Below are 24799 nucleotides of genomic sequence, written 5' to 3'. Positions count from 1 at the left end.
TGTCATGAGGATTTTGCTCGTTGGAGCTTCAGGCACGTTGGGCACCGCACTGCACTCGGAGCTCGTCGAACGCAAGCACGACGTCGTCACCGTCTCCCGCACCTCGGGCGACCTGCGGTACGACGTGTCCGACCCGGCCCAGGTGGCCGAGATGTACCGGACGGCGGGTCCGTTCGACGCCGTCGCGTCGGCCGCGGGGCACATTCCGTTCGGGCCGGTGAGCGAGCTGACCGTGGACGACTACCAGGCCGCGATGACCGGCAAGGTGCTCCCCCAGATCCTGCTCGTGCGCGAAGGGCTCGCGCACGTCACGGACTCGTTCACGCTGATCACCGGCATGCTGGCGCGCGAGGCCGTGCCCGGTGGCGCGGCGGCGGCGCTGGCCAACGGCGCGCTGGAGGGGTGGGTGCGGACGGCCGCTGTCGAGATCGCGCCGAAGCGGGTGAACGCGATCAGTCCGACGGTCTTCACCGAGTCGCTCGACGCGTACGGCGACTTCTTCCCCGGCCTGAAGCCGGTGCCGCTGGCCGAGGTCACGCGGGCGTACGTGCGGTCGATCGAGGGGCGGCAGACCGGGCAGGTCTACGTTCCCTGAACCCCGACGCGGCTGAGCAGGCGGTCGACCAGGGTGGGCAGGTGCTGCTCGCCCGCGCCTTCGAGCCACAGGGCGATGCCGGTGCGGATCGTGGCGAGGAAGGTCGCGGCCATCAGGCGGGCGATCTCCCCGTCGGGTTCGCGGAGCACGAGAACGGCGGTCAGGTCGCGTTCGAGCGCGACCTGGTCGCCTGCCTGTCGTGCGAGCAACGACGGGTGCCGGCGCAGCAGCCGGAGCTGGGCCATCCACTCGACGTCGGGGACGGGCCACGCCTCGTAGAGCTCGGCGGTCGACGCGCGCAGGGCCTGCCAGGCGGTTTCTGCTTCCGGCCGGTCGCCGACCAGCGACACGAGGGCCTGGATGCGCTGGCGGTCGGCGTCGAGGACCGCGTCCTCCTTGCTGGTGAAGTAGTTGGAGAACGTCCGGCGCGAGACGCCCGCCGCGTCCGCGATGTCCTCGACCGTCACGCCGTCCAGGCCGTGCTCCATCGCGAGCCGCAACGCCGCTCCGGCCAGCGCCCGCCTGGTCACCGCCTTCTTGTGCTCGCGGCGAGTGGTGAGGGTCTCCATGCCGTCCAGCCTAGCGGGTGTACGTTGCCCATTGCGCAAATTTGCACGACGCGCAAGAATTAGGGCGACGAAGGGGCGGATGTGAAGATCGAGACTCAGGCGATGGGGCACCGGCAGGTGCTGGAGTCGCTGTCCGGACTGCTGCTCGCGCTGTTCGTGGCCATGGTCAGCTCCACGGTGGTCTCCACCGCGCTGCCGCGGATCATCGGCTCGCTGAACGGCACGCAGACCCAGTACACGTGGGTGGTCACGGCCACCCTGCTCACGGCGACGGCCACGACCCCGATCTGGGGCAAGCTCGCCGACCTGTTCAACAAGAAGACGCTGGTCCAGGCCGCGATCGTGATCTTCGTGATCGGCTCGCTGCTCTCCGGCTTCGCCCAGGACACCGGCCAGCTGATCGCCGCCCGCGCGTTCCAGGGCCTCGGCGTCGGCGGCCTCCAGGCCCTGGTCCAGGTCGTGATCGCCGCGATCATCCCGCCCCGCGAACGCGGTCGCTACAACGGCTACCTCGGCGCGGTCATGGCCGTCGCGACCGTCGGCGGCCCGCTGCTCGGCGGCCTCATCGTCGACGTGTCGTGGCTCGGCTGGCGCTGGTGCTTCTGGGTCGCCGTGCCGATCGCCGCCATCGCGTTCGTCGTCCTCCAGGCCACCTTGAAGCTGGAGACCGTGCGCCGGGAGAACGTGAAGATCGACTACCTGGGCGCCGCGCTGATCGCCGCGGGCGTGAGCGTGCTGCTGATCTGGGTGTCGTTCGTCGGCAACTCGTTCGACTGGATCTCGTGGCAGAGCGGCGCGATGGTCGCGGCCGGCCTCGTGTTGCTGGGTGCGGCTGTTGCCGTGGAGACGCGCGTCGCCGAACCCGTCGTGCCGTTGCACATCGTCGTCCAGCGCACCCCGGCGCTGGCGATCATCGCCTCGCTCTCGGTGGGCATGGCGATGTTCGGTGGCGCGGTGTTCCTCGGCCAGTACTTCCAGATCGGCCGCGGCTACTCCCCCACCGAGGCCGGGTTGCTGACGATCCCGCTGATGGCGGGTGTGCTGGTGTCGTCGACCGTGTCCGGCCGGATGATCAGCCGCACGGGCCGCATCAAGCCGTACATCGTGGCCGGCACGATCATCTTGGTGCTCGGGTTCCTCGGGCTCGGGTTCGTCGACCACGCCACGGCGCTCTGGATCGTCGGCATCGCGATGGCCGTGGTCGGCATCGGTGTCGGCATGACGATGCAGAACCTGGTGCTGGCGGTGCAGAACAGCGTGCCGTTGAGCGAGCTCGGTGCCGCTTCGGCGACCGTGACGTTCTTCCGTTCGCTGGGCGGCACGATCGGCGTGTCGGTGCTGGGCGCCGTGCTGGCCAACCGGGTCACCGCGGATCTGTCGGCCGCGTTGCACGTGCCGGCCGGGCAGTCGACCGGCAGCACGAGCGCGCTGAACCTCTCGGCGTTGCCGCCTCAGGTGCAGACCGTCGTGCACACGGTGTACGGCGACGCCACGGCGCACATCTTCCTGATCTCGGCCGCGGTCGGGGTCGTCGGGATCATCGCGGCGCTGCTGCTCAAGCCGATCACGTTGCGGACGACGATCGACCTCGAGAAGAAGGAAGCAGACTCAGCGGTCGCTCGCTGATCTCTGGAGGGGGAAACCCAATGAGCGCCGGTGCCTTCAGGTCCAACGCCTTCGAGTCCACAGTGGACGACTTCGGTCCCGCTCCCCTGCCGTCCGCCCGCACCGTCCTGGTCGGGCTGGACGGCTCGGACACCGCGATGCGGGCCGCCGCGTCGGCGTTCGGGTTCGCCCGGCGGCAGGGGGCCCGGCTGGTGGTCACGTTCGTGGCCTGCCACTCGTCCTTGGCGGCTTTGAGTCCGGCGGTGGCCTCGGTGTTCGAGCACGAAGCCGCGGCTACGTTGTACGCGGAGTTGCGGGATCAGGTCCGGTCGTTCGCCGAGGAGCTGGACGTGCCCGTCACGTTCGTGAAGGCGTTCGGGGATCCGTACACGGTGCTGCGGGAGTCGGCCGACCAGTGTCAGGCGGACATGGTGGTGGTCGGGGCTTCGCAGCAGGCCGGGCACCGGTTCGCCGGGTCGGTGGCCACTCGGCTGATCCGGTCCGGGCACTGGCCGGTGCTCGTGGTGCCGTGATGCCCTGGGGTCCTGTTCCAGCGGGGTTGGTCACGTCCCACACTTCGGCCGGCGGTTGCGAGGGTGGGCGCGCGGGTCGTGACGAAAGACCTGGGGGGTTGCGATTGGGGCTTGACCTTGAGCCTCTGGCGGGATGCGTTCGCGGCCTCTAAAGCCGGGGTTGAAAGCGCCCCGGCCGGACCGAACAGGTTGGCATCCCGCCCCCTCAAGGTAAAGCCCCAATCGCCTTGAGGGGCGTAACCGGCTCTGTGGCGGGCATCAGCCCGTTCGGGCTCGCCTGCGGCATCGCGTGCCAGGTTTCGTAGGTGGTTGGCTTTGCGTTGACGGCTGTCCGGTTGGCACCGCGCGCCGGACCATGCGGGTGGTCACCTTGCGATGGCGATCACGGCTGGCACCATCGCTCCTCCGCCTCACCCACTCCTCGCCTTCTCCCAGCACACCCCCAGCGCACCGCCCGGCTCGTCGTCACGAGCCGGGCGGACGTGCGTTCGGGGGCAGGTCGCGTTACCCGAAGAGACGGCATACCTCGGAGGACCTTGGCTCGGATCGGACAGGTTCGTGGCCGATTGGCCACGAACCGTTGCCATAGGTCGGAGGGCTGTTACGGTGCGTACGGGCGCAGGGATTTCTAAACTTAATTTAGTATTTATTCTTGACGCGATCGAGTGACCCACGCATGCTGTGGCCACTCGACGACGAGAGGTACGGGTATGCCGAGAACCCTGCTGTCCGCGGCCACCATCGCGTTGGCGTTGGTGGCGCCCACGGCGGTCGCCGCCGCTCCTGCTGCCACGTCCGCCCCCGTTGAGCACGCGGGCGTTGACCAAGGGGCGCCCACCTACTACGACTCCGGCGTTGCGCGCACGCCGTACATGGGCTGGAACTCCTACTTCGCCGTTGGCGCGGCGTCGGAGGAGAAGGTGCTCGGGGTGGCTGACCACCTCGTGAGCAGTGGCCTGGCGAAGGCCGGTTACGACATCGTGTGGATCGACGGCGGGTGGAACGCCAGCCCGCCCAGGGACGGCAAGGGTTCGCTGGTGCCTGATCCGGCGCGGTTCCCGTCCGGGTTCACCAAGCTCGTGGACACGTTGCACGCCAAGGGGTTGAAGGCGGGCATCTACACGGACGCGGGGGCCTGGGACGGCAAGAACTGCGCCGCCGGCAGTGGTGGTGGGTACTACGAGGCCGACGCCAAGCAGTTCGCCGGGTGGAAGTTCGACGCCATCAAGATCGACTTCCTGTGCGGCATCGCGCAGAACATGGACCCGGCCGTCGCCTTCACGCAGTTCTCCGCCGCCGTGCAGAAGGCCGGGCGGAAGATGATCCTCAACCTGTGCAACCCCGTCACCGACGAGTGGGGTGTGCCGCACCGGTGGGACCAGACGGCTTATGTGGCCTACACGTACGGGCCGCGGGTTGGTGACTCGTGGCGGACGAGCACCGACGTCGCGTTCGGCACGCCGTACGAAGGTATTTGGCGTGACGTGCTGCGCAACATGGATCGCAACCTCTACCGGCCCGGCGCGCAGGGGCCCGGTCACTACAACGACCCCGACTACCTGATCCCGATGCGCAAGACGGAGCAGGGGACGTACGAGCTCAACGAGGAGGAGTCGACCTCGCAGCTCGTCATGTGGTCGGTGATGGCCTCGCCGCTCATCATCGGGTCGGACCCGCGCACGCTGCCGCAGTCGATGATCGACACGCTGAAGAACCCCGAGATCATCGCGGTGAACCAGGACCCGCTGGCCGTCCAGGGCGTCCGGGTGGCGGGCTCGAACAACGTCGACGTGTACAGCAAGGTGTTGCAGGGCAAGGGCGAGCGGGCCGTCGCGGTGCTGAACCGCAACGACCAGCCGGCCGAGTTCACGGTCAACGTCGCCGACACCGGCCTCAAGGGCACGGTCAGTGTGCGGGACCTGCGGGCGCGGGCGGACAAGGGCACGACGACCGACAAGATCACCGTCACGGTTCCCGCGCACGGCACCGCGTTCCTCAAGCTGCGCGGCGAGACCGCGGTGCCCGGCACCGACGTCGGCGGCGAGACCTCGGCCAGCCCGGCGCTCGTCCGATGGGACGACCGGACGATGGCGACGTTCGCGCGGGACAAGTCCGGCCGCCTCACGCAGCGGTCGATGGTCAACGGCGAGTGGCGCAACTGGGTCGTGCTCGGCGGTCCCAAGAACGGCCAGATCCTCGGCCAGCCGAGTGCGTTCGCGAGCCCGAACGGGCGGATCGACCTCTTCGTGCGCGGCACGGACAACGTCGCGTACCAACGGACCTTCGCGAACAACAAGTGGGGCAACTGGTCCTCGCTCGGCGGCAGCCTGACCGACTCGGTGTCGGTGGCGTTCACGAGCCCGGACAGCTGGAGCCTCTTCGGCCGCGGCGCCGACGGTCGCGTGTGGACGCGCGACAAGGGCAACGCCACCTGGACGTCGGTCGGCTCCCCCGGCAACCAGCAGATCTACGGCAGGCCCTCTGCCGCGACGGTGTCCGCCGGCACGTTCGTCACGGTCCGGCTGCAGGACGACTCCGCCTGGTACCGCAGGCGCACCGCGAACGGCTGGTCCGCGTGGACCTCGCTGGGCGGCGTGATCAGCGGCAGCCCGACGGCCGTCGCGAACGGCGACCGGGTCAACGTGTTCGTGCGCGGCAGCGACTACACGCTGTGGCAGCAGGACCTCGTCGGCGGCGCGGGCACCTGGTGGTTCAAGCGCGACCAGTTCGTGAGCAACGCGCTCACCGGCGCGGTCGGCGCGGCCGCGGGTGACGGCGGCACGACCTGGGTCGCGGTGCGCGGACCGGACAACGCGGTGCACGTGTCGAACCTGACCGCACCCTGACCAGGCCCTTTGCCAGGAGTCACCCGATGAACCTCCCCGGAGCTCAAAGATGACCTCACGCCGCACGTTCCTCAAAGCCACCGGCGCCCTCGGCCTGGGTGCGATGGTCCTGCCTACCTTCACCTCGCACGCCGAGCCGTACCGGCCGGGCGGCAACCCGCTCACCGCCGACCCGACCACGCTCTGGTACCCCGCTCCCGCCGACGAGGCGAAGATCATCGAGCAGGGTCTGCCGATCGGCAACGGGCGCCTCGGCGCGCTCGTCGGCGGTGGCGTCGAGAAGGACTTCCTGTACCTGACCGACGTCACGCTGTGGACCGGCGAGCTGAACGACGCCCTCGAAGGCGACGGCCAGCTGCCGTACGACCCGACGCACTTCGGCACGTTCTCCATGCTGGCCAAGCTCTACGTGAACGTCCCCGGCCACGCGGGCGCCACGAACTACCGCCGCGAACTGGACCTGAGCAACGGCCTCGTCACCACGAAGTACACCCACGGCGGCAAGCAGTACCGCCGCGAGATCTACTCGAGCCACCCGGACGACGTGGTGATCGTCCGGCTGGTCGGCCCGAACCAGACCGGCACGATCGACCTCGTCGGCGCGCACGGCGAACCGGCCGTCGGCGACGCCCCGCACACCGCGGCCGTCTTCACCGGCTCGTTCGCGAACAAGCTGGCGTACGCGGGTGTCGTCACGGCGTTCAGTCCTGACGGGACGGTCAAGGTGGACGGCGCGAAGCTGTCGTTCACCGGCTGCTCCGACCTGGTGATCGTGTTCTCCGGCGGCACGAACTACGTCCCGGACCACAGCGTCGGGTTCATGGACCCGCTGATGGAACCGGCGAAGCTCGCGCTGGAGAAGGCCAGGGTGCGCGCCAAGGCCGACGCCCTGCTGCGCACGCACGTCGCCGACTACCGCAAGAAGTACGACCGGCAGCGCGTCGACCTCGGCCGCTCCACCGACGCCCAGCGCGCCATGGACACCTGGACCCGCTTGCAGGCCAGGGCGTCGAGCAACGCGCCGGACCCGGAGCTGGAGGCGAGCTACCTCCAGTTCGGCCGCTACCTCGCCATCACGGCGTCGCGCGACAACCTGCCGATCAACCTGCAGGGTCTGTGGCTGTCGAACAACAACCCGGACTGGTACAGCGACTACCACACCGACATCAACATCCAGATGAACTACTGGCTCGCGGACCGGGCCGCGCTGTCGGACACGTTCGAGGCGCTGGCGGACTACTGCGTCTCCCAGCTGCCAGCGTGGACCAACACGACGCAGGCGGTGTACCAGGACGAGCGCAACCGGTTCCGCAACACCAACAACCGCGTGGCCGGGTGGGCGATCGCCTTCTCCACCAACATCTACGGCGGCAGCGGCTGGTGGTGGCACCCCGGCGGCAACGCGTGGCTGTGCATGTCGTTGTACGAGCACTACGAGTACACGCTCGACCGCGATTACCTGGCCAAGATCTACCCGTTGCTCAAGGGCGCCTGCGAGTTCTGGGAGGCCCGGCTCGTCGAGACCCCGCAGGGCCTCGTCGACGACCACGACTGGTCACCCGAGCACGGCCCGCAGGACACCCGAGGCAACACCTACAACCAGGAGCTGGTGCACCACCTCTTCGGCACGTACCGCACCGCGACCGACGTGCTGCGCCGCGACCAGGCGTACGGCCGGAAGATGTCGGCGTTGCGGGACAAGCTGTACCTGCCGGTCGTCAGCCCGAAGACCGGCATGTTGCAGGAGTGGATGTCGCCCGACGACCTCGGCGAGACCACCCACCGGCACCTGTCTCCGCTGGTCGGCTTCTTCCCCGGTGACCGCATCAACCGCGACGACTCCCCCAAGGCGATCCTCGACGGCGTGAAGCAGCACCTGATCACGCGCGGCATGGAGAGCTTCGGCTGGGGACTCGCGTGGCGCGCGGCCTGCTGGGCGCGGCTGAAGGACGCCGACCGCTCGTACGAGCTGATCCAGAAGGTCATCCGGCCTTCGATCGACTACGCGAACGGCACGGCGCCGAACTTCTTCGACATGTACAGCTTCGGCGACCGTTCGATCTTCCAGATCGACGCGAACCTGGGCGCTCCGGCCGCCATGCTGGAGATGCTGCTGTACGGCCGTCCCGGCGTGATCGAACTGCTGCCCGCGCTGCCGAAGGCGTGGAAGACCGGTTCGGTGACCGGGATCGGCGCGCGCGGCGGCTTCACCGTCGACCTGACGTGGAAGGACAGCAAGGTCACCAGCGTGACCGTGCGCAGCGTCGGTGGCACGGAGACCGAGGTCCGCTTCGGCACCTGGAAGAAGAAGGTCAAGCTGAACAAGGGTCAGTCGGTGACGTTGCGCCCCTGATCTCACGGCGGTGTGTGGTCATCGGCCGTTGCGCTCGGCCGATGACCCCACGCATCAGGTGACGCGGAAGACCGGCCAGCCGATCTCGGTCCGCCACGCGGCGGGATCGCCCGAGTCACGCGGGCCGACGGCGTAGACCTCCCGCACCGGCCCGGCCACCGACATCGCGTTCTCCACCACCCAGGTCCCGAGTTGGCCGTAGGTGACCTCGACGCCGTCGTGCTCGCCGACGTGAGTCGTGACGGCCAGTTCCGCGGCCGGGAGGACCACGGGGTGCACGCGTCCGGTGCGAGGTGGCGCGGCGGTCGGCAGGTAGAGGAGCGCGTGACCGCGCTCCTCCTCGAACAGGGCGTTGTCGTAGCAGCCGCCCGGTGGTCCGGTCGCGGCATCGCCGACGGCCGCCTCCAGTTCGGCCATCGCGCCCGCGAACCAGGCCTCGACGTCGCCCCCGTCGACCACGGCCTCCACCGCCGCGACCGTCCGGGCGGGCTCCGCGCGCAGCTCGACGTCGATCGGTGCGGGGTCGGGCCGGAGCAGGCGGCGCAGCGACACGACCGCGGCCCGCGTGCGGTCGAGCACGCCTTCGAGGCGTTGCAGGTGGTCCGCGACCAGGGCCGCCCGGACGCCGGGGTCGGGGGTCCGCAGGATCCGCTGGACGTCGCTCAGGGGGACGTCGAGTTCGCGGAGCCGGTGGATGACCTGCGCGGCCGGGATCTGGTCGAGGCCGTAGTAGCGGTACCCGGTGCTCTCGTCCACGACGGCGGGTTCCAGCAGGGCGGCCTCGTGGTACCGGCGCAACGTCCGCACGCTCAGGTGGGTCAGCCGCGAGAACTCCCCGATGGTCAGCATCCCGCCATTGTGGACTCTCCCCCTGGGAGAGGGTCCACGGCTTGACCCTCCCGCGCGGCGAGGCCGCACGGTGTGCTCATGACACAGCACACCGATCTCCCGTCCGAGCTGCTCCCGGCCACCGTGCGCGGGTTCCTCGCCGCCCACGTCGTCCGCGACGCCGGCACCGCGTCGTCGTTCCTCACCGAGGACGTGGTGATCGTCGACCAGGACGAGACCTTCCGCGGCCGCGAGGAGGTCCACGCGTTCCTGCGGGACGCCGGGTCCGAGTTCGAGTACACGACCGAGCAGATCGGCGCCCGCCGCGTCGACGACGCCCACTGGGTGGTGACCCTGCGGCTCGAGGGCACCTTCCCGGGCGGCGTCGCCGAGCTCGACTACCGGTTCGCGGTGCGGAACGACCTCGTCGCCGAACTCGTCATCGCCAACCACCCGGCCTGACCGCGCCGATCATCAACGGAGACAAGAGAAATGCGTAGTTCGGATCGCGATCGTCTCGACGGTCGCCGGGCACTGGTCACGGGCGGATCGAAGGGCTCGGGCAAGGCCGTGGCGGAGAGGCTGCGGGAGATGGGGGCCGACGTGTACGTGACGGCGCGAACCATGCCCGACGGGTACGAGCACCCCGACCGGTTCATCGCGGCGGACACGACGACGGTCGAGGGCACCGACGCGGTGGCCGCCCGCATCGCCGAGGCCGGCGGGCTCGACGTCCTGGTGCACGTCGTCGGAGGCGCGTCGACGCCGGCCGGTGGGTTCGCGGTCATCACCGATGACCAGTGGCTCACCGAACTGCACCTCAACTTCCTGGGAGCGGTGCGGCTCGACCGGGCCCTGCTCCCGGCGATGATCGAGTCCGGGTCGGGCGTGGTGCTGCACTTCACCTCGATCCAGCGCGAACTGCCCCAGTACGACGCCTCCCTGGCGTACGCGGCGGCCAAAGCCGCTCTGCGCACGTACAGCAAGGGACTCGCCAACGAGCTCGCGCCGCGCGGCGTGCGGGTCAACGCGATCAGCCCCGGCGGGATCGAGACCGAGGCCTACGAACGGTTCGTGGACCGGATCGCCGAGGGCAACGGACTCACCCGTGAAGCTGCCAAGCAGACGATCTTCGACTCGCTCGGCGGGGTACCGCTGGGTCGGTTCGCGCACACCGAGGAGATCGCGGACCTGGTCGGCTTCCTGGCCTCGGACCGCGCCTCGGCGATCGTGGGCGCCGAGTACGTGATCGACGGCGGCACCGTTCCGACGGTGTGAGCGAGGAGAACACCAGCTGGCAGGCGGGCCGTCTCCCGGCCGAACTAGGATCGGCAGGTGACCACCACCGCGGCCGAAGTCGTCCTGACGAACCCGGCCATCGCCGTCGCGCAACGAGCGTTCGCGGGGACCGTCGCCGCCGCGCTGGCCGTCGGCATGGTCGCGCTCGCCTTCTCGGACGAGCCGTGGTGGGCGATCGTCCTCTGGGAACTGGCCCTGCTCGGCGGCGTGTCGGTCATGTACGCGGTCTGGTCGTCGGCCGGCAGGTCCGCCGCCAGGACCACGGCCCTGCACGCCAAGGGAACCACCGCCACCGCCGAGGTCGTCAGCAGCACCAAGGACTTCGACGGCGAGTCCGTCACGCACGACCTCACGCTGTGGATTCCGCTGGAGGACAGCGGATTCGAGGTACGCCACCAGTGCACCAGCTACCGCGACCAAAAGCACCTCCCGGTGCTGGTCGACCCGAGCGACCGCACCTGGGCCGTCGTGCACTAGACAGCGGCCGTGGAGTCCCGCACCACCAACGTCGTCGCCAGTTCGATGTGCAACGCCTCGGGCCGGTGGCCGTCCAGCACGCGCATGAGCTGCGTGACGGCGATGCTTCCCATCTCCTGCAACGGTTGCCGCACGGTCGTGAGGCGCGGGTTGGTCGCCTCGGCCAGGTCGATGTCGTCGAATCCGGCCACCGACAGGTCCTCCGGCACCCGCAGGCCGTACTCGCGCGCGGCCTGCAGGGTGCCCACGGCGACCTTGTCGTTGAAGCACACGACCGCGGTCGGCCGCGGTTCCAGTGCCAGGAGCTCGGAAGCCGCCGCCTTGCCGTGCGCGGTCGTGGGTTCCACGTGCCGCAGCCGGTCCGGGGACAGCAGCACACCGGCCTGAGCCAGCGAGGCGCGGTGGCCGGCCAGGCGGGCGTCGCCGGCGAGCCACTCCTCCGGGCCCGCGATCACGGCGATGTCGCGGTGCCCGAGGGCGATGAGGTGGTCGGCGACGGCTCGGGCGCCCGCGAAGTGCGCGGCGGACACCGAGGCGATGTCGGGCAGCGGCAGGATGCGCGGGTCGACCACGACGAACGGGTAGTCCGCGCGGGTCAGCGCCAGCAGTTCGGCGCCCTCCTCGGGCGGCAGGATCAGGATCGCCGCGTCCACGTCGTCCATGTCCGGCAGCGCGCGCAACGCGGCGGAGCCCTGGCCTGACTCCCCCGCGTCCAGCAGCATGCGCAGGCCGTGCAGTTTCAGCGTTTCGGCGATCGACGAGACGATCAGGCCGAAGTAGTCGGTGAGGACGTACGGGCAGCGGACGTAGACCGTGCGCGTGCGCTGTTCGGGAACGACTCGCTTGCGGCGTTCCACGGCCTGCAGGACCAGGTCACGGGTGCGCTGGGCGACGTTGACGTGATCGTTCAGCACGCGGGAGACGGTCGCGATCGAGACACCGGTCTCCGCCGCGATGTCCCGCAGGCTCGCGCGTTGTTTCACGTTCTCGATCTTGCGTTCCACCAGGTCACTGTACCGGAACTCGTCCAGGCCATTGACGATCGGCACACCCCGGTGTTTCATCCTGAAACACCACTGTTTCACAGTGATCTAGACGTGTTACACGCCGCCGTTAGGACGTCAATGAGAACAACCGCGATCGTCGCCCTGGTAGTCGGGCTCACCGCCGTGCCGGCCGCCGAGGCCTCCAGTGCCCCACAGGTCCGCGTCTGGGTCACCACCCCGGACCGGGCGGAACTGATGCACGAACGCCCCCGTGTCACGTTCGGCACCAGCGAGTCGGCGCACCCGACGATCGTGGTCGACCCCGACCGCCGCTACCAGGAGATCGACGGCTTCGGCGCGTCCATCACCGACTCGTCCGCCGAGGTCCTCGCGGGCCTGCCCCCTGCCGCCCGCGCCGAGACCATGCGCAAGCTGTTCGACCCGAAGGACGGGATCGGCGTCAGCTTCCTGCGCCAGCCCGTCGGCTCGTCCGACTTCACGGCGGCCAAGGAGCACTACACCTACGACGACGTGCCCGCCGGGCAGACGGACTTCCCGCTCCGGCACTTCAGCATCCGTCACGACGAGGCGAAGATCCTTCCGTTGCTGCGCGAGGCGAAGCGCCTCAACCCGCGGCTGAAGATCATGGCCACGCCGTGGAGCCCGCCCGCGTGGATGAAGGACAACGACTCGCTGGTCGGCGGCAAGCTCAAGGACGACCCGAAGATCTACGACGCGTACGCGCGCTACCTCGTGAAGTTCGTGCAGGCGTACGCGAAGGCGGGCGTACCGGTCGACTTCCTGTCCGTGCAGAACGAGCCGCAGAACCGCAAGCCCGACGCCTACCCCGGCACCGACATGGGCGTCGCGGCGCAGGTCGAGGTGATCACCGCACTCGGCCCGAAGCTCAAGCTCGCCAGCCCGCGCACCAAGATCCTCGGCTTCGACCACAACTGGGCCACGCACCCCAACGACGGCACGGCGGAAGCCGACTACCCGTACCAGGTCCTGCGGTCCAAGGCCGCGAAGTGGGTCGCGGGCACCGCGTACCACTGCTACTACGGCGACCCGAGCGCGCAGACCGCGTTGCACAACGCCTTCCCGGACAAGGGCATCTGGTTCACCGAGTGCTCGGGTTCCAAGGGCGCGGCCGACCCGCCCGAGAAGGTCTTCAGCGACACGCTGCGCTGGCACGCCCGCAACGTCGTGCTCGGCACCACCCGCAACTGGGCCAAGAGCGCCGTCAACTGGAACATCGCGCTCGACAGCACCGGCGGCCCGCACCTGGGCGGCTGCGCCACCTGCACCGGCCTCGTCACCGTGCAGCCGGACGGCTCGGTCGTCACCGACGCCGAGTACTACACGATCGGCCACCTGTCGAAGTTCGTGAAGCCGGGCGCGCGCCGCATCCACAGCACGTCGTTCGGCACCACCGGCTGGAACGGCCAGATCATGGACGCCGCGTTCCGCAACCCCGACGGCTCCACGGCGCTCGTGGTGCACAACCAGCACGACGACCCGCGGTCGTTCGCGGTCAACGTCGGCGACCGCACGTTCGAGTACACCCTGCCCGGCGGCGCGCTGGCGACGTTCACCTGGACCACGCAGCACAAGAGCAGGCTCGACGCCGTGTCGCTGGCCGGCGCCACCGCCACCCCGGACGGCGCGGCGGCGATCGACGACGACGCCTCGACCCGCTGGTCCAACAACGGGGCCCAGGCTCCCGGCCAGTTCCTCCAGGTCGATCTGGGGCGCCGCAAGGACTTCCGCCGCGTCGCGGTCGACTCCGGCGGCAACCTCGGCGACTACGCCCGCAGCTGGGAGCTCTCGGTCAGCGACAACGGCACCAGCTGGCGCAGGATCGCGTCCGGTGAGGGTGTCGGCCAGCTGACCACCGTCGACGTCCGCCGCACGAGCGCGCGCTACGTCCGCATCACGTCCACCGGTGCCGCGAGCAACTGGTGGAGCATCGCCGATTTCCGGCTTTACAACTGAATAAACGCTATCGGGCGCTTACACCCCTGCAAGGAGCGCTATGTCAATGATGACGAAACGTTGGCGCGGCATCGCGATCGCGGCAACCGTGGTGACGGTGGGAAGCACGCTGGTGTCCTCCCCCGCCGCCACGGCGGCCACCAACGCGGGTGTCTGGCTGACGACCGGTGACCGCTCCGCCCAGCTGACCCGGCAGGCGGACGTCACGTTCGGCTCGGGCGGTTCCGGATCGACGATCACGGTGAACCCGAACTCCACCTTCCAGTCCATGGTGGGCTTCGGCGCGTCGTTCACCGACGCGGCGGCGTGGAACATCTTCAACTCGCCGCGCCGCAACGAGATCATGAACAACCTGTTCAACACGGGAAGCGGCATCGGGCTGAGCTTCGTCCGCCAGCCGATCGGCGCGTCGGACTTCTCGCGCAACTTCTACACCTACAACGACGGCGCGGCGGACCCGTCGCTGTCGCGGTTCTCCATCGACCACGACCGCGCGTACATCCTGCCGTTGCTGCAGCAGGCCAAGCAGCTCAACCCGCAGGTCGCCTTCATGGCGACCCCGTGGAGCGCGCCGGCGTGGATGAAGAACAACAACAGCCTCATCCAGGGCCAGCTGAACGACAGCCGCATCGGGGTCTACGCCGACTACCTGGTCAAGTTCGCCCAGGCGTATAAGGCCGCCGGCATCCCGATCGACTACCTGTCCGTGCAGAACGAGCCGAACTTCGAACCGCCGGGCTACCCCGGCATGAGGATGTCGGCGCAGCAGCAGGTCAACGTCATCAACACCCTGGTGCCGAAGCTGCGCGCGGCCGGTGAGCAGGCCCGCCTGCTCGGCTACGACCACAACTGGGACGACACGAACTACCCGCAGACCGTCAACAACGGCGCGGGCAACAACGTGATCGGCTCGGCGTGGCACTGCTACGGCGGCAACCCGAGCGGCCAGTCGGTCGTGAAGCAGAACCAGCCCGGCAAGGACATCTTCTTCACCGAGTGCTCCGGCACGAAGTCGGCCAACGACGCGGCGACGTTCCGCGACACGCTGCGCTGGCAGGGCATCAACCTGGCGATCGGCGCGACCCGCAACCACGCGCGCAGCGTCGCGATCTGGAACATGGCCCTCGACCAGAACAACGGACCGGTGATCGGCAGCTGCACCAACTGCACGGGCGTCGTCACCACCGCGGGCGGCAACGTCACGTACAACGCCGAGTACTACGTGCTCGGGCACCTGTCGAAGTTCGTGAAGCCCGGCGCGGTCCGCATCGACTCGACCGGCTACGGCGAGGGCGGCATCCAGAACGTCGCCTTCCGCAACCCGGACGGCCAGATCGTGCTCGTCGCGCTGAACTCGGGCGGCCAGCAGAACTTCCGCGTCCAGTACAACGGCCAGACGTTCGGCTACAACATGCCCGCGGGCGCGATGGCGACGTTCACGTGGCCCGGCACGCTCGACCCGGGTCAGCCGCCGACGGGCCGCACCGGCGCGATCACCGGTCTGGGCGGCAAGTGCCTCGACGTGACGAACGGCTCGACCACCAACGGCAACCTGCCGCAGATCTGGGACTGCTTCAGCGGCCCGAACCAGACGTGGACCCTGTCCTCGGACGGCACGGTGCGCGGCCTGGGCAAGTGCCTCGACGTGACCGGCAACGGCACGGCGAACGGCGCGGCGGTGCAGCTGTGGGACTGCTTCGGCGGCACGAACCAGAGGTGGACGGCGTCCGGCGGCACGTTGGTGAACGTCGGCAGCAACAAGTGTCTCGACGTGATCGGCAACAACAACGCCAACGGCGCGAAGTTGCAGATCTGGGACTGCACGGGCGGGGCCAACCAGCGGTGGACCGTGCCCGCGTAGGTGGATAGACGAAAGGCCCGGTGTCCGAAGACGGCGGACACCGGGCCTTTCTGCTGTCCCGCGACGGGGACGACGCTCTTCGGTTTGTCCCGGAACTAGTGCCGCGTCAGTCAGCCTTTGCCCCGTATTCGGTGTTCAGACGGTCGCATCGTGGTGCCGGCCCCACATCCCTGTACTGGGCGTACCGGGATGTGGGGCCGGTGCGGCGAGGCGACCTGCTGAACACCGAAGACGCGGTGAAGGTTGGCTGACGCGGCACTAGGACGAGGAAGTCCTCGGCTCCGGGAGGAGCGCGGCGAAGTCGCGGTTCGACCGCTTGTCGCCGTGCAGCACTTCCCTCACCCAGCTCACCACTGAGGCGGGCGCGGGGTGCAGGCCCTCCAGCCGGGCCACCTCCACGAGCTCCCCCAGGCGGTTCTCGATCGCGATCGACCAGCCCGCGCTCTCCTTCCACACCAGCGCCACGTAGTGGTCGGGGTGCTCGGCGAGGCGGCCTTCGAGCGCGATGTACGCGCCGGGCAGCGGCGTGAGCTCGAAGCACGAGCTGTCACCGCGCAGGCCGAGCCCGGTGACCACCTCGCGGACGTACCGGCGGAGCTGCCGCGCCGCCGAGTCGTCGAAGTCGATGTCGAAGCCGAAGTCAATGGTCATGCCGCGGTCCATGCCGGGCGGATACCCGTACGGGGTGTCCAGGAAACGTGATGCAGGACATCCGTACGGGTATCCGATCAGTCACCCGCCGTAGGGGTTCGCGGCCTTCTTCGTGGCGTAGGTCAGCATCGGCTTGACCTTGGCCCAGTGGCCGTCCTGGCACGAGTACGCGGGCAGGAACCCGGTGCACTCGCCCTCCCAGTTGCCGATCTCCCACGTGTAGTGGGGAACGCCGAGCTCGCCGTACACCCAGTCGTCGATCGAGCCGCCCGCGGTGTAGAGCAGCTCCCCCGGCTGGCCGTACTGCCAGTCGGGCCCGGCGAGCTGCGCCATGTCCTTCGCCATCGCGCGCAGCGGTCCGTCGTTCGGCGACGGCGTGGTGGTGTAGCCCCACGGCAGCAGCACGACGTTGAGCGCGGCGTGCATGGTGACGACCATGCCGCGGGTCTTCGGGTCCGCCGGGTCGGTCAGGGCGGGGCCGCGGGTGTCCGGGAAGAGCGACCGCATGAGCTTCTCGAGCGCCCTGGTCTCGACCTCGGAGTCCGGCTTCGGCCCGCGGTAGACCTGGTGGCACGGGTCGGCCGACGTGCCGTTGTCACCCCACTGCGCGTCGAAGTTCCGGTTGACGTCGATGCCGATCTGGGCGCCGGGGTCCTGCGTGGTCGGGCACTCCTTCGGGCCGTTGGTGTAGTTGGCGTTCTTGCGCTGGAGCTTGGGCGAGTCGCCGCCGGACTGCACGATCTGGACGCCGTCCGGGTTGGCGATCGGGATGACCCAGACCTCGGTGGTGTCGAGCAGCGAGGTGACCTCGGAGTCCTTGCCGTAGCCCTGGGTCAGGTGGTCGATCCAGCGCCACGCCATGTCGCCGGTGGTGATCTCGCGGGCGTGGATCTGGCCCGAGACGACCATGCGCGGCTTGCGGGAGTTCGGCGCGAGCTTGCAGTCGCCCGGACGCCACTTGGTGAGGCAGACGGCCTTGAGGTCGTACCCGCCGGCGCCCTGGGTCTTGCGCCACGAGTCGCCGTAGTCGACGACCTTGGCGAGGCCCGCGTACTTGAACGCCACCTGGTCGAGGTGGGCGTAGTGCGCCTTGACCGTGCGGTAGCCGCCGTAGTACGTCTCGGTGACGCCGTGGCCCTGGGTCTTCTGGTCCGCCGACGGCGGGGCCATGACCGACTCGACCTTGCCGGTGAACCCGGCGGCGGCGAGGTCGGTGTGCGTGGTCTTCGACCCGAGCACGAACAGGTCGTCGCCGTCACGTTGTTCGAGGACGTCGAACCCGCGGGCCAGCAGGTCCTGCGCCTTCTGCCCCAGCGGCGCGGGGACGCGGTAGACGTAGGTGGCGCCTTCCTGCGCCACCGGCTGCTCCGGTGGCGCCGCCACCGACGTGCCCATCAGGAAAGCCGCGCTGGCGGCGCCCGCCAGCGCGAGGCTCAGCCTCTTCATTCCGGTGAAACCCCCTGTGACTCCATCAGGCGCGCCACCAGTCCGCCCTGGTGGGCTCGCGGAACGCGTTGGTCCCGCAGTGCACCTCTCCCGCACCGGCGTGCAGGAAGTCCCAATCCTCCACCCACTTGATCTTGACCGCAGTGTGCGCGAGCGCCTGTTCGGTCTTCGCCTTGAACAGGTCGACGCCGTTGACGCGCGGTCCGTGGGGGTCCGGGGCGCCGAAGACGCCGCCGCCGAGCGAGATGCCGTTGGGGATGCCCGCCGAGTGCGCGACGAACACCGCTTCCGGTGCCTGGCCCCGGCGCATCCGTTCGCCCAGGCCGGTGAGCTGCTCGCGGGTGATCCGCCCGGACGCGGTGAGCTCGCCGGCGGCCGCGGCGAGCTGCGGCCAGCGGAACTCCTGGAACAGCACGGGAACCCTGATCAGCTCGCGGTCGGTCAGGCCGGTCTCCCTGGTGAGCACGGCGAGCTGGGTGTCGATGTGCTGCGCCGCGGTCTCGTTGCGCCGCAGGAACTCCTGGTCGGCCAGCGCCTGGTCGATCGTGGGCTTGTCCTGCTCGCTGGTGCCCTCGAACAGGACCGCGCCGCCGTGACCGTCCTTTGTGGCCTTACGCATGACGTCGAGGGCCAGCCTCGGGTCGGCGACCATCAGCGTCCAGCCGCGGGCGTTGCGGGCGGGGACGGCGTGCACGGTCTCGTCGGAGTGGCCGACGGCGAGCCAGGACGTGTCGATGACGACCGGGTCCGCGTACTGCGAGCCGATCATCCTGGCGAACGACGGGTCGGGCATGCGTCCGGCCGTGCTGCCGAAGAGCGGCCTGCCCAGTTCGTGGCCCCGGTACGGCGGCAGACTCTCGTAGTTGCCGGTGGAGTTGAGGCTGTCGTCGACGGCTTCGGTGCGGTCAGGGGTGTACTGCTGCACGACGCCGACGTCCGGGCCGCGCAGGGCGCTGAACACGACGCGTCCGGCCGCTCGGAGGGCAGGCGGGTAGTAGACGCCTTCGAACTCCACGCCCGGCCGGTAGTTGGCGCTGCGCAACAGCACGCGCATGACCTGCGGTTTTCCGTTCGGGCCCGGCATGGACGCCGTGGTGGGCTCGAAGATGTCCTGGAACCAGCGGTCGTCGTTGCCGACGATCTGGAGGGTCTCGTCCGGCAGCCTGGCGGCCTTCATCGCGGCTTTGAGGCCGGCGAGGAACTCGGGGTAGCCCGCGTCGTAGCCCGGCGTGATCGGCTTGGAGGTGACGACCTTGCTCGGCGCCTTCAGGTCGTTCTGCATGATCAGCGGGGCGACGCGGAGCCGCACCGAGTCGGTGCCGCCGGCCTTCAGCGTCACGGTCACGGTGCCGTCCCACACGGCCCTGTCGCGGATGACGTCCTTGCCCTCCAGGCCGAGCTTGACACCCTTGCGCAGTTCGGCGGCGGTGAGCGTGCCCTTGTCGTTCAGGGACGTCCAGGTGCCGTTGCGTTCGACCCACAGGCGGGCGTAGCGGCCCTGGTCCGCGCCGATCTCCACCGTGCCGTCGGCCTGGGTCGTGCGCGGCATCGTGCGCAGTGGCGCGAAGTCCTGGGCGTCCTGCGGGCCGTTGAGCACGTCGTCCTGGGCGTCGTTGCAGGCCGCGAGGCGTTCGTCGACGGCGATGGCGCGGTCCTTGAGGTCTTCCTCGGTGACCTTGCAGCGTTTCGCGTCGTCGTCCAGGTTGGGCAGGAAGATCGCTCCCCTGGTCTGCGTCCACTTCGTCTTGCCGGCCTGGTCGGCCCAGTCGACCGTGCCGTTGCGGTCGGTGTCGGCCAGGAGCGTCACTCCCGGCGCGGCCTGCGCCGGTACCCCCGTGAGGATCACACCCGTCAGTGCGGCCACCCCCGCGGCCGCCAGAACACGTCTCATCACAAGTTCCCCCTCGTGTGGACCTCAGGCTATTGAGGTTCGCAATGGGGACGCATCCGACTTCAGGCGACTACTCATCCTCCTCAGGTTGTGGGCCGAACGGGTGACGCGTCTCGGTTGGCCTCGCATACGGTTCGTTCCATGGACGCGCTCACCACCCCTTCGCTGCTCGGGCGGGACGACGAGATCCGTTGTCTGTCCGGGATGCTCGCCGCCGGTCTCGAAGGCCGGGGCGGTGCCCTGGTGCTGCGGGGAGAGGCGGGCATCGGCAAGAGCACGCTGCTCGGCCACGTGCGGGACGCGGCGGGGTTCCGGGTGCTGGAGGCGTCCGGGTCGGAGTTCGAGACCTCCTTGCCGTTCGCCGCGCTGCACCAGCTGTGCCAGCCGTTGCTCGGGTCGTCGTCCGGCCACCACCGGGAGGCTTTGGACGTCGCGTTCGGGCTGGCCATCGGAAAACCTGATGTCCTGCGGGTCGGCATGGCCACCCTGGACCTGCTGAGCCGGTCGGGGCCGTTGCTGTGCCTGGTGGACGACGCGCACTGGCTGGACGAGGCGTCGGCCGGGGTGTTCGCGTTCCTCGGGCGGCGGCTCGCGTCCGAGGCCGTGGTGCTGGTGTTCGCGGCCCGGCCCGGCGCACCGTCCCGAATGGACGAACTGCCCGGTCTGGAGCTCCGGGGGCTGGCCGACGCCGACGCGCGGGCGTTGCTGACGTCCGCGGTGGTGGACGACAAGGTGCGCGAACGGCTGTTGTCGGAGGCGCGCGGGAACCCGTTGGCGTTGCTGGAACTCCCGAAGGCCGGCGGGTTCGCGATGCCAGACGTCGCGTCCGTGCCGAGCATGATCGAACGCAGCTTCCAGGACCGCGCCGCCCGGCTGCCGGACCCGGCCAGAATGCTGCTGACCCTCGCCAGTGCCGACCCGACGGGGGAACCGGGACTGCTGTGGGCGGCCGCCCGCGTGCTGCTGGGGGACGCCGTGACCGTCGCCGGTGCGGAGGCGGAGGCGTCCGGGCTGGTGGGCATCTCGGCTCGGGTTCGGTTCTGCCACCCGCTGGCGCGGTCGGCCGTGTACCTGGCGGCGTCGGCGGGCGAGCGGCGGGCCGTGCACCTGACGCTGGCCGCGGTCACGGACGCGGAGACCGATCCGGATCGGCGGGTGTGGCACCTCGCCCAGGCCCAGACCGCGCCGGACGACTCGCTGGCCGCCGAACTGGAGCTCTCGGCCGATCGGGCGCGGTCCCGCGGCGGGGTGGCTGCCGCCGCGGCGTTTCTGGAGCGTGCGGCGGCGTTGTCGGTCGATCCTTCCGTGCGCGCCACGCGGACGTTGGCGGCGGCGGAGTTGAAGCTCGACGCGGGTGCGGTGGACGTGGCGGCTGAGCTGCTGTCCACGTTCTCGGCCGATGACTCCCGGGCCGATCTGCTGCGGGGGCGGATCGCGTTCGTGCGTTCCGCTGCGAACGACGGGCCCGGTTACGTGTTGCGGGCGGCGTTGGCCTCCGGGATCGACGTGCGGGACCGGGTGCTGGACGCGTTGGAGATCGCGTTGGCGTTCGGGCGGCCCAGCGGCGTGATGGACTCGGTGGTGTCCGTGGCTCGGGGTCTTTCTGGCGGATCGGATGTGCTGGAAGCGTTGGTGGTGCTCGCCGACGAGGGGCATGCGGCGGCTGTTCCGTTGCTGCGGCGGCTGTTCTCCGGCGACGAGCAGGTGTGGACCCGGCATCCGGCGCTGGCGACGATGCTCGCGGGTGAGCTGTGGGACACCGATGTGCACTCTTCGGTGACTTCGTGGTTGATGAAGACCGGGCAGCAGGCCGGGTCGCCGTTCGTGCTGCGACTCGGGCTGGCGCAGTCGGCCGTGGGTTCCGTGCTGCACGGGGACTTCGGTGCTGCCGTGTCCGCCATCGCCGAGGAGGAGGCCTTGGCGGACGCTCTCGGGGTGCCGCCGTTGCGGTACGCGCGGCTGCACCTGGCGGCGTATCGCGGGCAGGCTCAGCAGGTGCTCGCGGAGACCGAGCACTCCGCGCGGGAGGTTTCTCGGCGGGCCGGGGTGCTGGTCGCCAATGGTTTCTGGGCCTCCGCGGTGCTGCACAACAGTCTTGGTGAGTATCCGGTGGCGTTGGCCGCTGCCCGTGCCGCGGTCGAGCCGGGCGACCTGTACCTGGCCGGGAGTGCGTTGCCCGAGTTGGTCGAGGCGGCTGTCCGTTGTGGTGAGACGAACCTGGCGGCGGAGGCGCTGGCCGATCTGGTCGCCCGGACTTCTCCTTGTGGCACGCCGTGGGCTGGTGGTGTGGCGGCCTATGCGCAGGCGCTCGTGTCGGGTGAGGAGGAGTGTTTTCTTGCGGCTGTGGAGCAGTTGTCGGCGAGTTCCGCTCGTCCCCATCTCGGCCGGGCGCATCTTGTCTACGGCGAGTGGTTGCGGCGGGCCGGTCGACGGGTCGACGCCCGTGTTCAGTTGCGTTCGGCGCACGAGATCTTCGGTGCTGTGGGGATGTCGGCGTTCGCTGGCCGTGCGGCCGCGGAGTTGCAGGCGACCGGGGAGGTGGCCCGGAGCCGGTCGGCTGATGCGGTCGATTCGTTGACCATGCAGGAGACGCACATCGCGCGGCTGGTGGCCGCCGGTGCCACTTCGAAGGAGGTGGCGGCCCGGTTGTTCCTCAGTCCCCGCACGGTCGATGCCCACCTGCGGAACATCTACCGCAAGGTGGGCATCAACTCACGTCGTCAGCTGGCCGGGGTGTTCAGCTCCTCGGCATGATCCCGAGCTGCTGGGCGGCCCACAGGCCGTCCGCGTTGAGCCAGTACTCGGCGATCCTGCCGTCCTCGACGCGGAGGATGTCCGTGCCGTGGAAGGAGATCTCGCCGGCTTCGGCGAACCAGCGGATGACGGTGAACGGCGCCTGCTCGATCGGGCCCACGTCGACGGTGAACTTCAGGCCGGGCATGTTCTCGTGCGAGCTCCGGACCCACTCGACGAGGTTGTCGCGGCCGGTGTGGTCCTGCTGCGGGCCGCCGGTCAGCGGTGCCACGTGCCAGGTGAAGTCGTCGGCGACGATGTCGCCGGCCTTGGCGAGGTCGCCGTTCCAGAAGTCGATCCAGGCGTGCGTGTCCATCACTTGTCTCCGTGCTGTCCGGGGGCGGCGCTGCCCGAGTACTCGCCGAGGTCCGACACGAGCTTCGTGAGCTCGGGGTCCGCGTCGTACCGCTTCTGGTGCAGGGCGGCGATCTTCGCGCCCATCTCCGGGTCCTCGTCGTCGGTGATGTCGAACGACACGAACTTGTCGACCAGCGGGAGGCCGACGCGGTCGGTGTTGCGGTGCGCCGGGTGGATCAGGTACTCCCAGTACCCCTCCAGGTCCTCGATGACGAACGTGGCGCCCCACTCGTACTCGCCGCCGTAGTCCCGTCCGACCACGAAGGACTTGACGCTCGGGATGACGCGGCCCTGGTTACGCAGGCTTTCCAGGGCCTCCTCGATCTGCTCCGGGGAGGCGTCCTTGCGCAGGGTGAGGCGGTTGCCGTGGTAGATCATTTCGTCTCCTTGTAGATGAGGGCCAGTGCTGCTGCCCCTGCGGTGGTTGCTGCTCCGGTCCAGGTGAAGGCGTTCGCGATGCCAGTCGCCTGGATCAGGGGTTCGAGTGCCAGTGGGGAGAGGAACTGGCCGAGGAAGATGCCTGCGACCAGGCCGCTCAGGATCCGGCCTCGTTGGGACGGTTCGGCCAGGTTGGCGAGGGTGGTGTTGAGGTTCGGGACGACCAGGCCCACGCCCAGGCCGCCGATCAGCAGGCCTGTGGTGATCAGGGCTGTGTTCGGTGCGGCGCCGATGGTCAGCCAGCCTGCGCCCAGCAGTGCCACGCTGATGGCGGTGGTGTGTTTGGTCGTGAGTTTGGGGAAGAGCAGGGCACCTACGACGCTTGCCGCTGTGCTACCGGCGATCACGATGCCGATCGTGGTCGGGGTGGCGTTGAGGGATTTGAGCAGGAATGGCAGCTGGGTCGGGGCCATGTAGAAGATGAGCGTGGCGGTCAGGGCCATTGCGTAGATTGCGATGGCTTGGTTGGGGATTTTTTGTTTGTGTGCGGGTTTTGGTTCTGGGCGTTCGTTGGTCAGGCCCGTTGCGGCTGCTGCGGCTATTGCGGCGGCTGCGCTGTAGAGCCAGAACGGGAGGCGCCAGTCGCTGGCCGCGAGGATGCCTGCCAGCGGGAGGAAGACGACTCCACCCAGGCTTGCTGCCGCTTGTTGGTAGCCGAGGAACCTGCTGCGTTCTGCGCCCTCGAACCAGTCTGCGATGAGGGCGCTTACGGCGGTCATGATGCCGCCTACCGCCAGGCCCAGGATGGCTCTGGTGGTGAGGAGCAGGGGCATGCTCGTGACGAAGTAGCCGGCGGTGCCTGCGGTGGCGTAGAGGGCCAGGCTGGCGGTGAGCAGGGGTTTCCTGCCCGTTCGGTCTGCTATCAGGCCCGCTGCTGGTGCGCTGACCGCAATGGCCAGGGAGGTGATGGTGAGGGCCAGGCGGATCAGGACGCCCTCGCCGTACACCTCGCCCATCGCGGGGAGGCTGGGGGCGATGATGGCCGCTGCCATGATCGTGAGGGTGGCGGAGGCCAGGACCACCGCCCTTGCCGTTCGCGTTGGCGCAGTTCGTGTTGTCACGAGAGCTAGCTTGGTGGTGGCCTGGCCCGGTTCGCGTCGGTAGTCGTTACGTAGGTGGGTTGCGTAGCTGGCACGTCACGTCACCAGTGCGGTGGTTGCGTCGGGTGCAAAGAAACTGCGGACGAGCGTGGTCGAGTCATCGCCGCTGCCGCGTCGATAGAGATTGGGGCTTGACTTCGGGGCCCTTGCGAGGCGCTCATCGGCCGGAAAAGGCC

The 24799-nt window shown here is 69.4% G+C and carries 20 protein-coding genes; 11 read left to right on the top strand and 9 right to left on the bottom strand.

Annotated elements, in window-relative coordinates:
- Positions 1-4 precede the first annotated feature (4 nt).
- A complete protein-coding gene (locus ACFWNN_RS39970; RefSeq protein WP_382445175.1) occupies positions 5-595 on the top strand; it encodes a short chain dehydrogenase in 591 nt (196 codons plus the stop codon).
- Here the strand turns inward: ACFWNN_RS39970 and ACFWNN_RS39965 are convergent.
- Entirely contained in the window at positions 583-1164 is a 582-nt protein-coding gene (locus ACFWNN_RS39965) for a TetR/AcrR family transcriptional regulator (protein ID WP_382445174.1), read from the bottom strand. The genes ACFWNN_RS39970 and ACFWNN_RS39965 overlap by 13 nt on opposite strands.
- Before the next feature lie 102 nt (positions 1165-1266).
- Between ACFWNN_RS39965 and ACFWNN_RS39960 the strand changes: the two genes are divergently transcribed.
- The 4 genes from ACFWNN_RS39960 to ACFWNN_RS39945 all read left to right on the top strand — a co-directional run bounded on the left by ACFWNN_RS39960 (position 1267) and on the right by ACFWNN_RS39945 (position 8501).
- Complete coding sequence (locus tag ACFWNN_RS39960; RefSeq protein ID WP_382445229.1) at positions 1267-2790, top strand: MDR family MFS transporter; 1524 nt, start codon at positions 1267-1269, stop codon at positions 2788-2790.
- Between the two features lie 20 nt (positions 2791-2810).
- Complete coding sequence (locus ACFWNN_RS39955) at positions 2811-3302, top strand: universal stress protein (protein ID WP_382445173.1); 492 nt, start codon at positions 2811-2813, stop codon at positions 3300-3302.
- A 710-nt stretch (positions 3303-4012) separates the two neighbouring features.
- Positions 4013-6148 carry a hypothetical protein gene (locus ACFWNN_RS39950; RefSeq protein WP_382445172.1) on the top strand — a complete coding sequence of 712 codons (2136 nt, stop codon included), beginning with the start codon at positions 4013-4015 and terminating at the stop codon, positions 6146-6148.
- A 49-nt stretch (positions 6149-6197) separates the two neighbouring features.
- Positions 6198-8501 (top strand): glycoside hydrolase N-terminal domain-containing protein, encoded by a 2304-nt coding sequence (locus ACFWNN_RS39945; RefSeq protein WP_382445171.1) that lies wholly within the window; start codon positions 6198-6200, stop codon positions 8499-8501.
- Between the two features lie 54 nt (positions 8502-8555).
- Here ACFWNN_RS39945 and ACFWNN_RS39940 read toward each other — a convergent pair whose 3' ends face one another.
- Positions 8556-9350, bottom strand: a complete 795-nt coding sequence (locus tag ACFWNN_RS39940; RefSeq protein ID WP_382445170.1) for a MerR family transcriptional regulator — start codon at positions 9348-9350, stop codon at positions 8556-8558.
- A gap of 78 nt (positions 9351-9428) precedes the next feature.
- Here ACFWNN_RS39940 and ACFWNN_RS39935 point away from each other — a divergent pair, with 78 nt between their 5' ends.
- Genes ACFWNN_RS39935 through ACFWNN_RS39925 form a run of 3 tightly spaced genes read left to right on the top strand, consistent with a single transcriptional unit; the run spans position 9429 to position 11105 of the window.
- Entirely contained in the window at positions 9429-9791 is a 363-nt protein-coding gene (locus tag ACFWNN_RS39935; protein WP_382445169.1) for a nuclear transport factor 2 family protein, read from the top strand.
- A gap of 30 nt (positions 9792-9821) precedes the next feature.
- Entirely contained in the window at positions 9822-10607 is a 786-nt protein-coding gene (locus ACFWNN_RS39930; protein ID WP_382445168.1) for an SDR family oxidoreductase, read from the top strand.
- Positions 10608-10664: 57 nt separating this feature from the next.
- Positions 10665-11105 (top strand): hypothetical protein, encoded by a 441-nt coding sequence (locus ACFWNN_RS39925; protein WP_382445167.1) that lies wholly within the window; start codon positions 10665-10667, stop codon positions 11103-11105.
- Here ACFWNN_RS39925 and ACFWNN_RS39920 read toward each other — a convergent pair.
- Positions 11102-12109 (bottom strand): LacI family DNA-binding transcriptional regulator, encoded by a 1008-nt coding sequence (locus tag ACFWNN_RS39920; RefSeq protein WP_382445166.1) that lies wholly within the window; start codon positions 12107-12109, stop codon positions 11102-11104. The genes ACFWNN_RS39925 and ACFWNN_RS39920 overlap by 4 nt on opposite strands.
- 120 nt (positions 12110-12229) lie before the next feature.
- On the opposite strand from ACFWNN_RS39920, the gene ACFWNN_RS39915 reads away from it, so the two are divergent.
- The gene (locus ACFWNN_RS39915; RefSeq protein WP_382445165.1) at positions 12230-14086 is read left to right on the top strand and encodes a discoidin domain-containing protein; all 1857 of its coding nucleotides are present in this window, start codon (positions 12230-12232) and stop codon (positions 14084-14086) included.
- A 46-nt stretch (positions 14087-14132) separates the two neighbouring features.
- A complete protein-coding gene (locus ACFWNN_RS39910; RefSeq protein WP_382445164.1) occupies positions 14133-15947 on the top strand; it encodes a ricin-type beta-trefoil lectin domain protein in 1815 nt (604 codons plus the stop codon).
- A gap of 258 nt (positions 15948-16205) precedes the next feature.
- Here the strand turns inward: ACFWNN_RS39910 and ACFWNN_RS39905 are convergent, their stop codons facing one another.
- The 3 genes from ACFWNN_RS39905 to ACFWNN_RS39895 form a co-directional block, all read right to left on the bottom strand.
- The gene (locus ACFWNN_RS39905) at positions 16206-16598 is read right to left on the bottom strand and encodes a DUF6292 family protein (RefSeq protein ID WP_382445163.1); all 393 of its coding nucleotides are present in this window, start codon (positions 16596-16598) and stop codon (positions 16206-16208) included.
- An 81-nt stretch (positions 16599-16679) separates the two neighbouring features.
- Positions 16680-18044: a M14 family zinc carboxypeptidase gene (locus ACFWNN_RS39900; protein WP_382445162.1), complete on the bottom strand. Its 1365-nt coding sequence runs from the start codon at positions 18042-18044 to the stop codon at positions 16680-16682.
- A gap of 25 nt (positions 18045-18069) precedes the next feature.
- A complete protein-coding gene (locus ACFWNN_RS39895) occupies positions 18070-19935 on the bottom strand; it encodes a protein-arginine deiminase family protein (RefSeq protein ID WP_382445161.1) in 1866 nt (621 codons plus the stop codon).
- Positions 19936-20076: 141 nt separating this feature from the next.
- On the opposite strand from ACFWNN_RS39895, the gene ACFWNN_RS39890 reads away from it, so the two are divergent.
- On the top strand, positions 20077-22689 hold the full coding sequence (locus tag ACFWNN_RS39890; RefSeq protein ID WP_382445160.1) for an AAA family ATPase: 2613 nt from the start codon (positions 20077-20079) through the stop codon (positions 22687-22689).
- On the opposite strand, the gene ACFWNN_RS39885 is transcribed toward ACFWNN_RS39890, so the two are convergent.
- From ACFWNN_RS39885 to ACFWNN_RS39875, 3 genes are read right to left on the bottom strand one after another with little or no spacing between them, the layout of a single operon-like run.
- Positions 22673-23044: an ester cyclase gene (locus tag ACFWNN_RS39885; protein ID WP_382445159.1), complete on the bottom strand. Its 372-nt coding sequence runs from the start codon at positions 23042-23044 to the stop codon at positions 22673-22675. The two genes, ACFWNN_RS39890 and ACFWNN_RS39885, sit on opposite strands and share 17 nt — an antisense overlap.
- On the bottom strand, positions 23044-23463 hold the full coding sequence (locus tag ACFWNN_RS39880) for a Dabb family protein (RefSeq protein WP_382445158.1): 420 nt from the start codon (positions 23461-23463) through the stop codon (positions 23044-23046). The genes ACFWNN_RS39885 and ACFWNN_RS39880 overlap by 1 nt, the downstream gene beginning before the upstream one ends.
- Positions 23460-24515 (bottom strand): MFS transporter, encoded by a 1056-nt coding sequence (locus ACFWNN_RS39875; RefSeq protein WP_382445157.1) that lies wholly within the window; start codon positions 24513-24515, stop codon positions 23460-23462. The genes ACFWNN_RS39880 and ACFWNN_RS39875 overlap by 4 nt, the downstream gene beginning before the upstream one ends.
- Positions 24516-24799 lie beyond the last annotated feature (284 nt).

Source organism: Lentzea sp. NPDC058450 (genome assembly GCF_042721395.1).
Taxonomy (GTDB): Bacteria; Actinomycetota; Actinomycetes; order Mycobacteriales; family Pseudonocardiaceae; genus Lentzea.
Note: the sequence above shows the minus strand (reverse complement) of the source record. Positions and strands in the feature narration are given on the sequence as shown.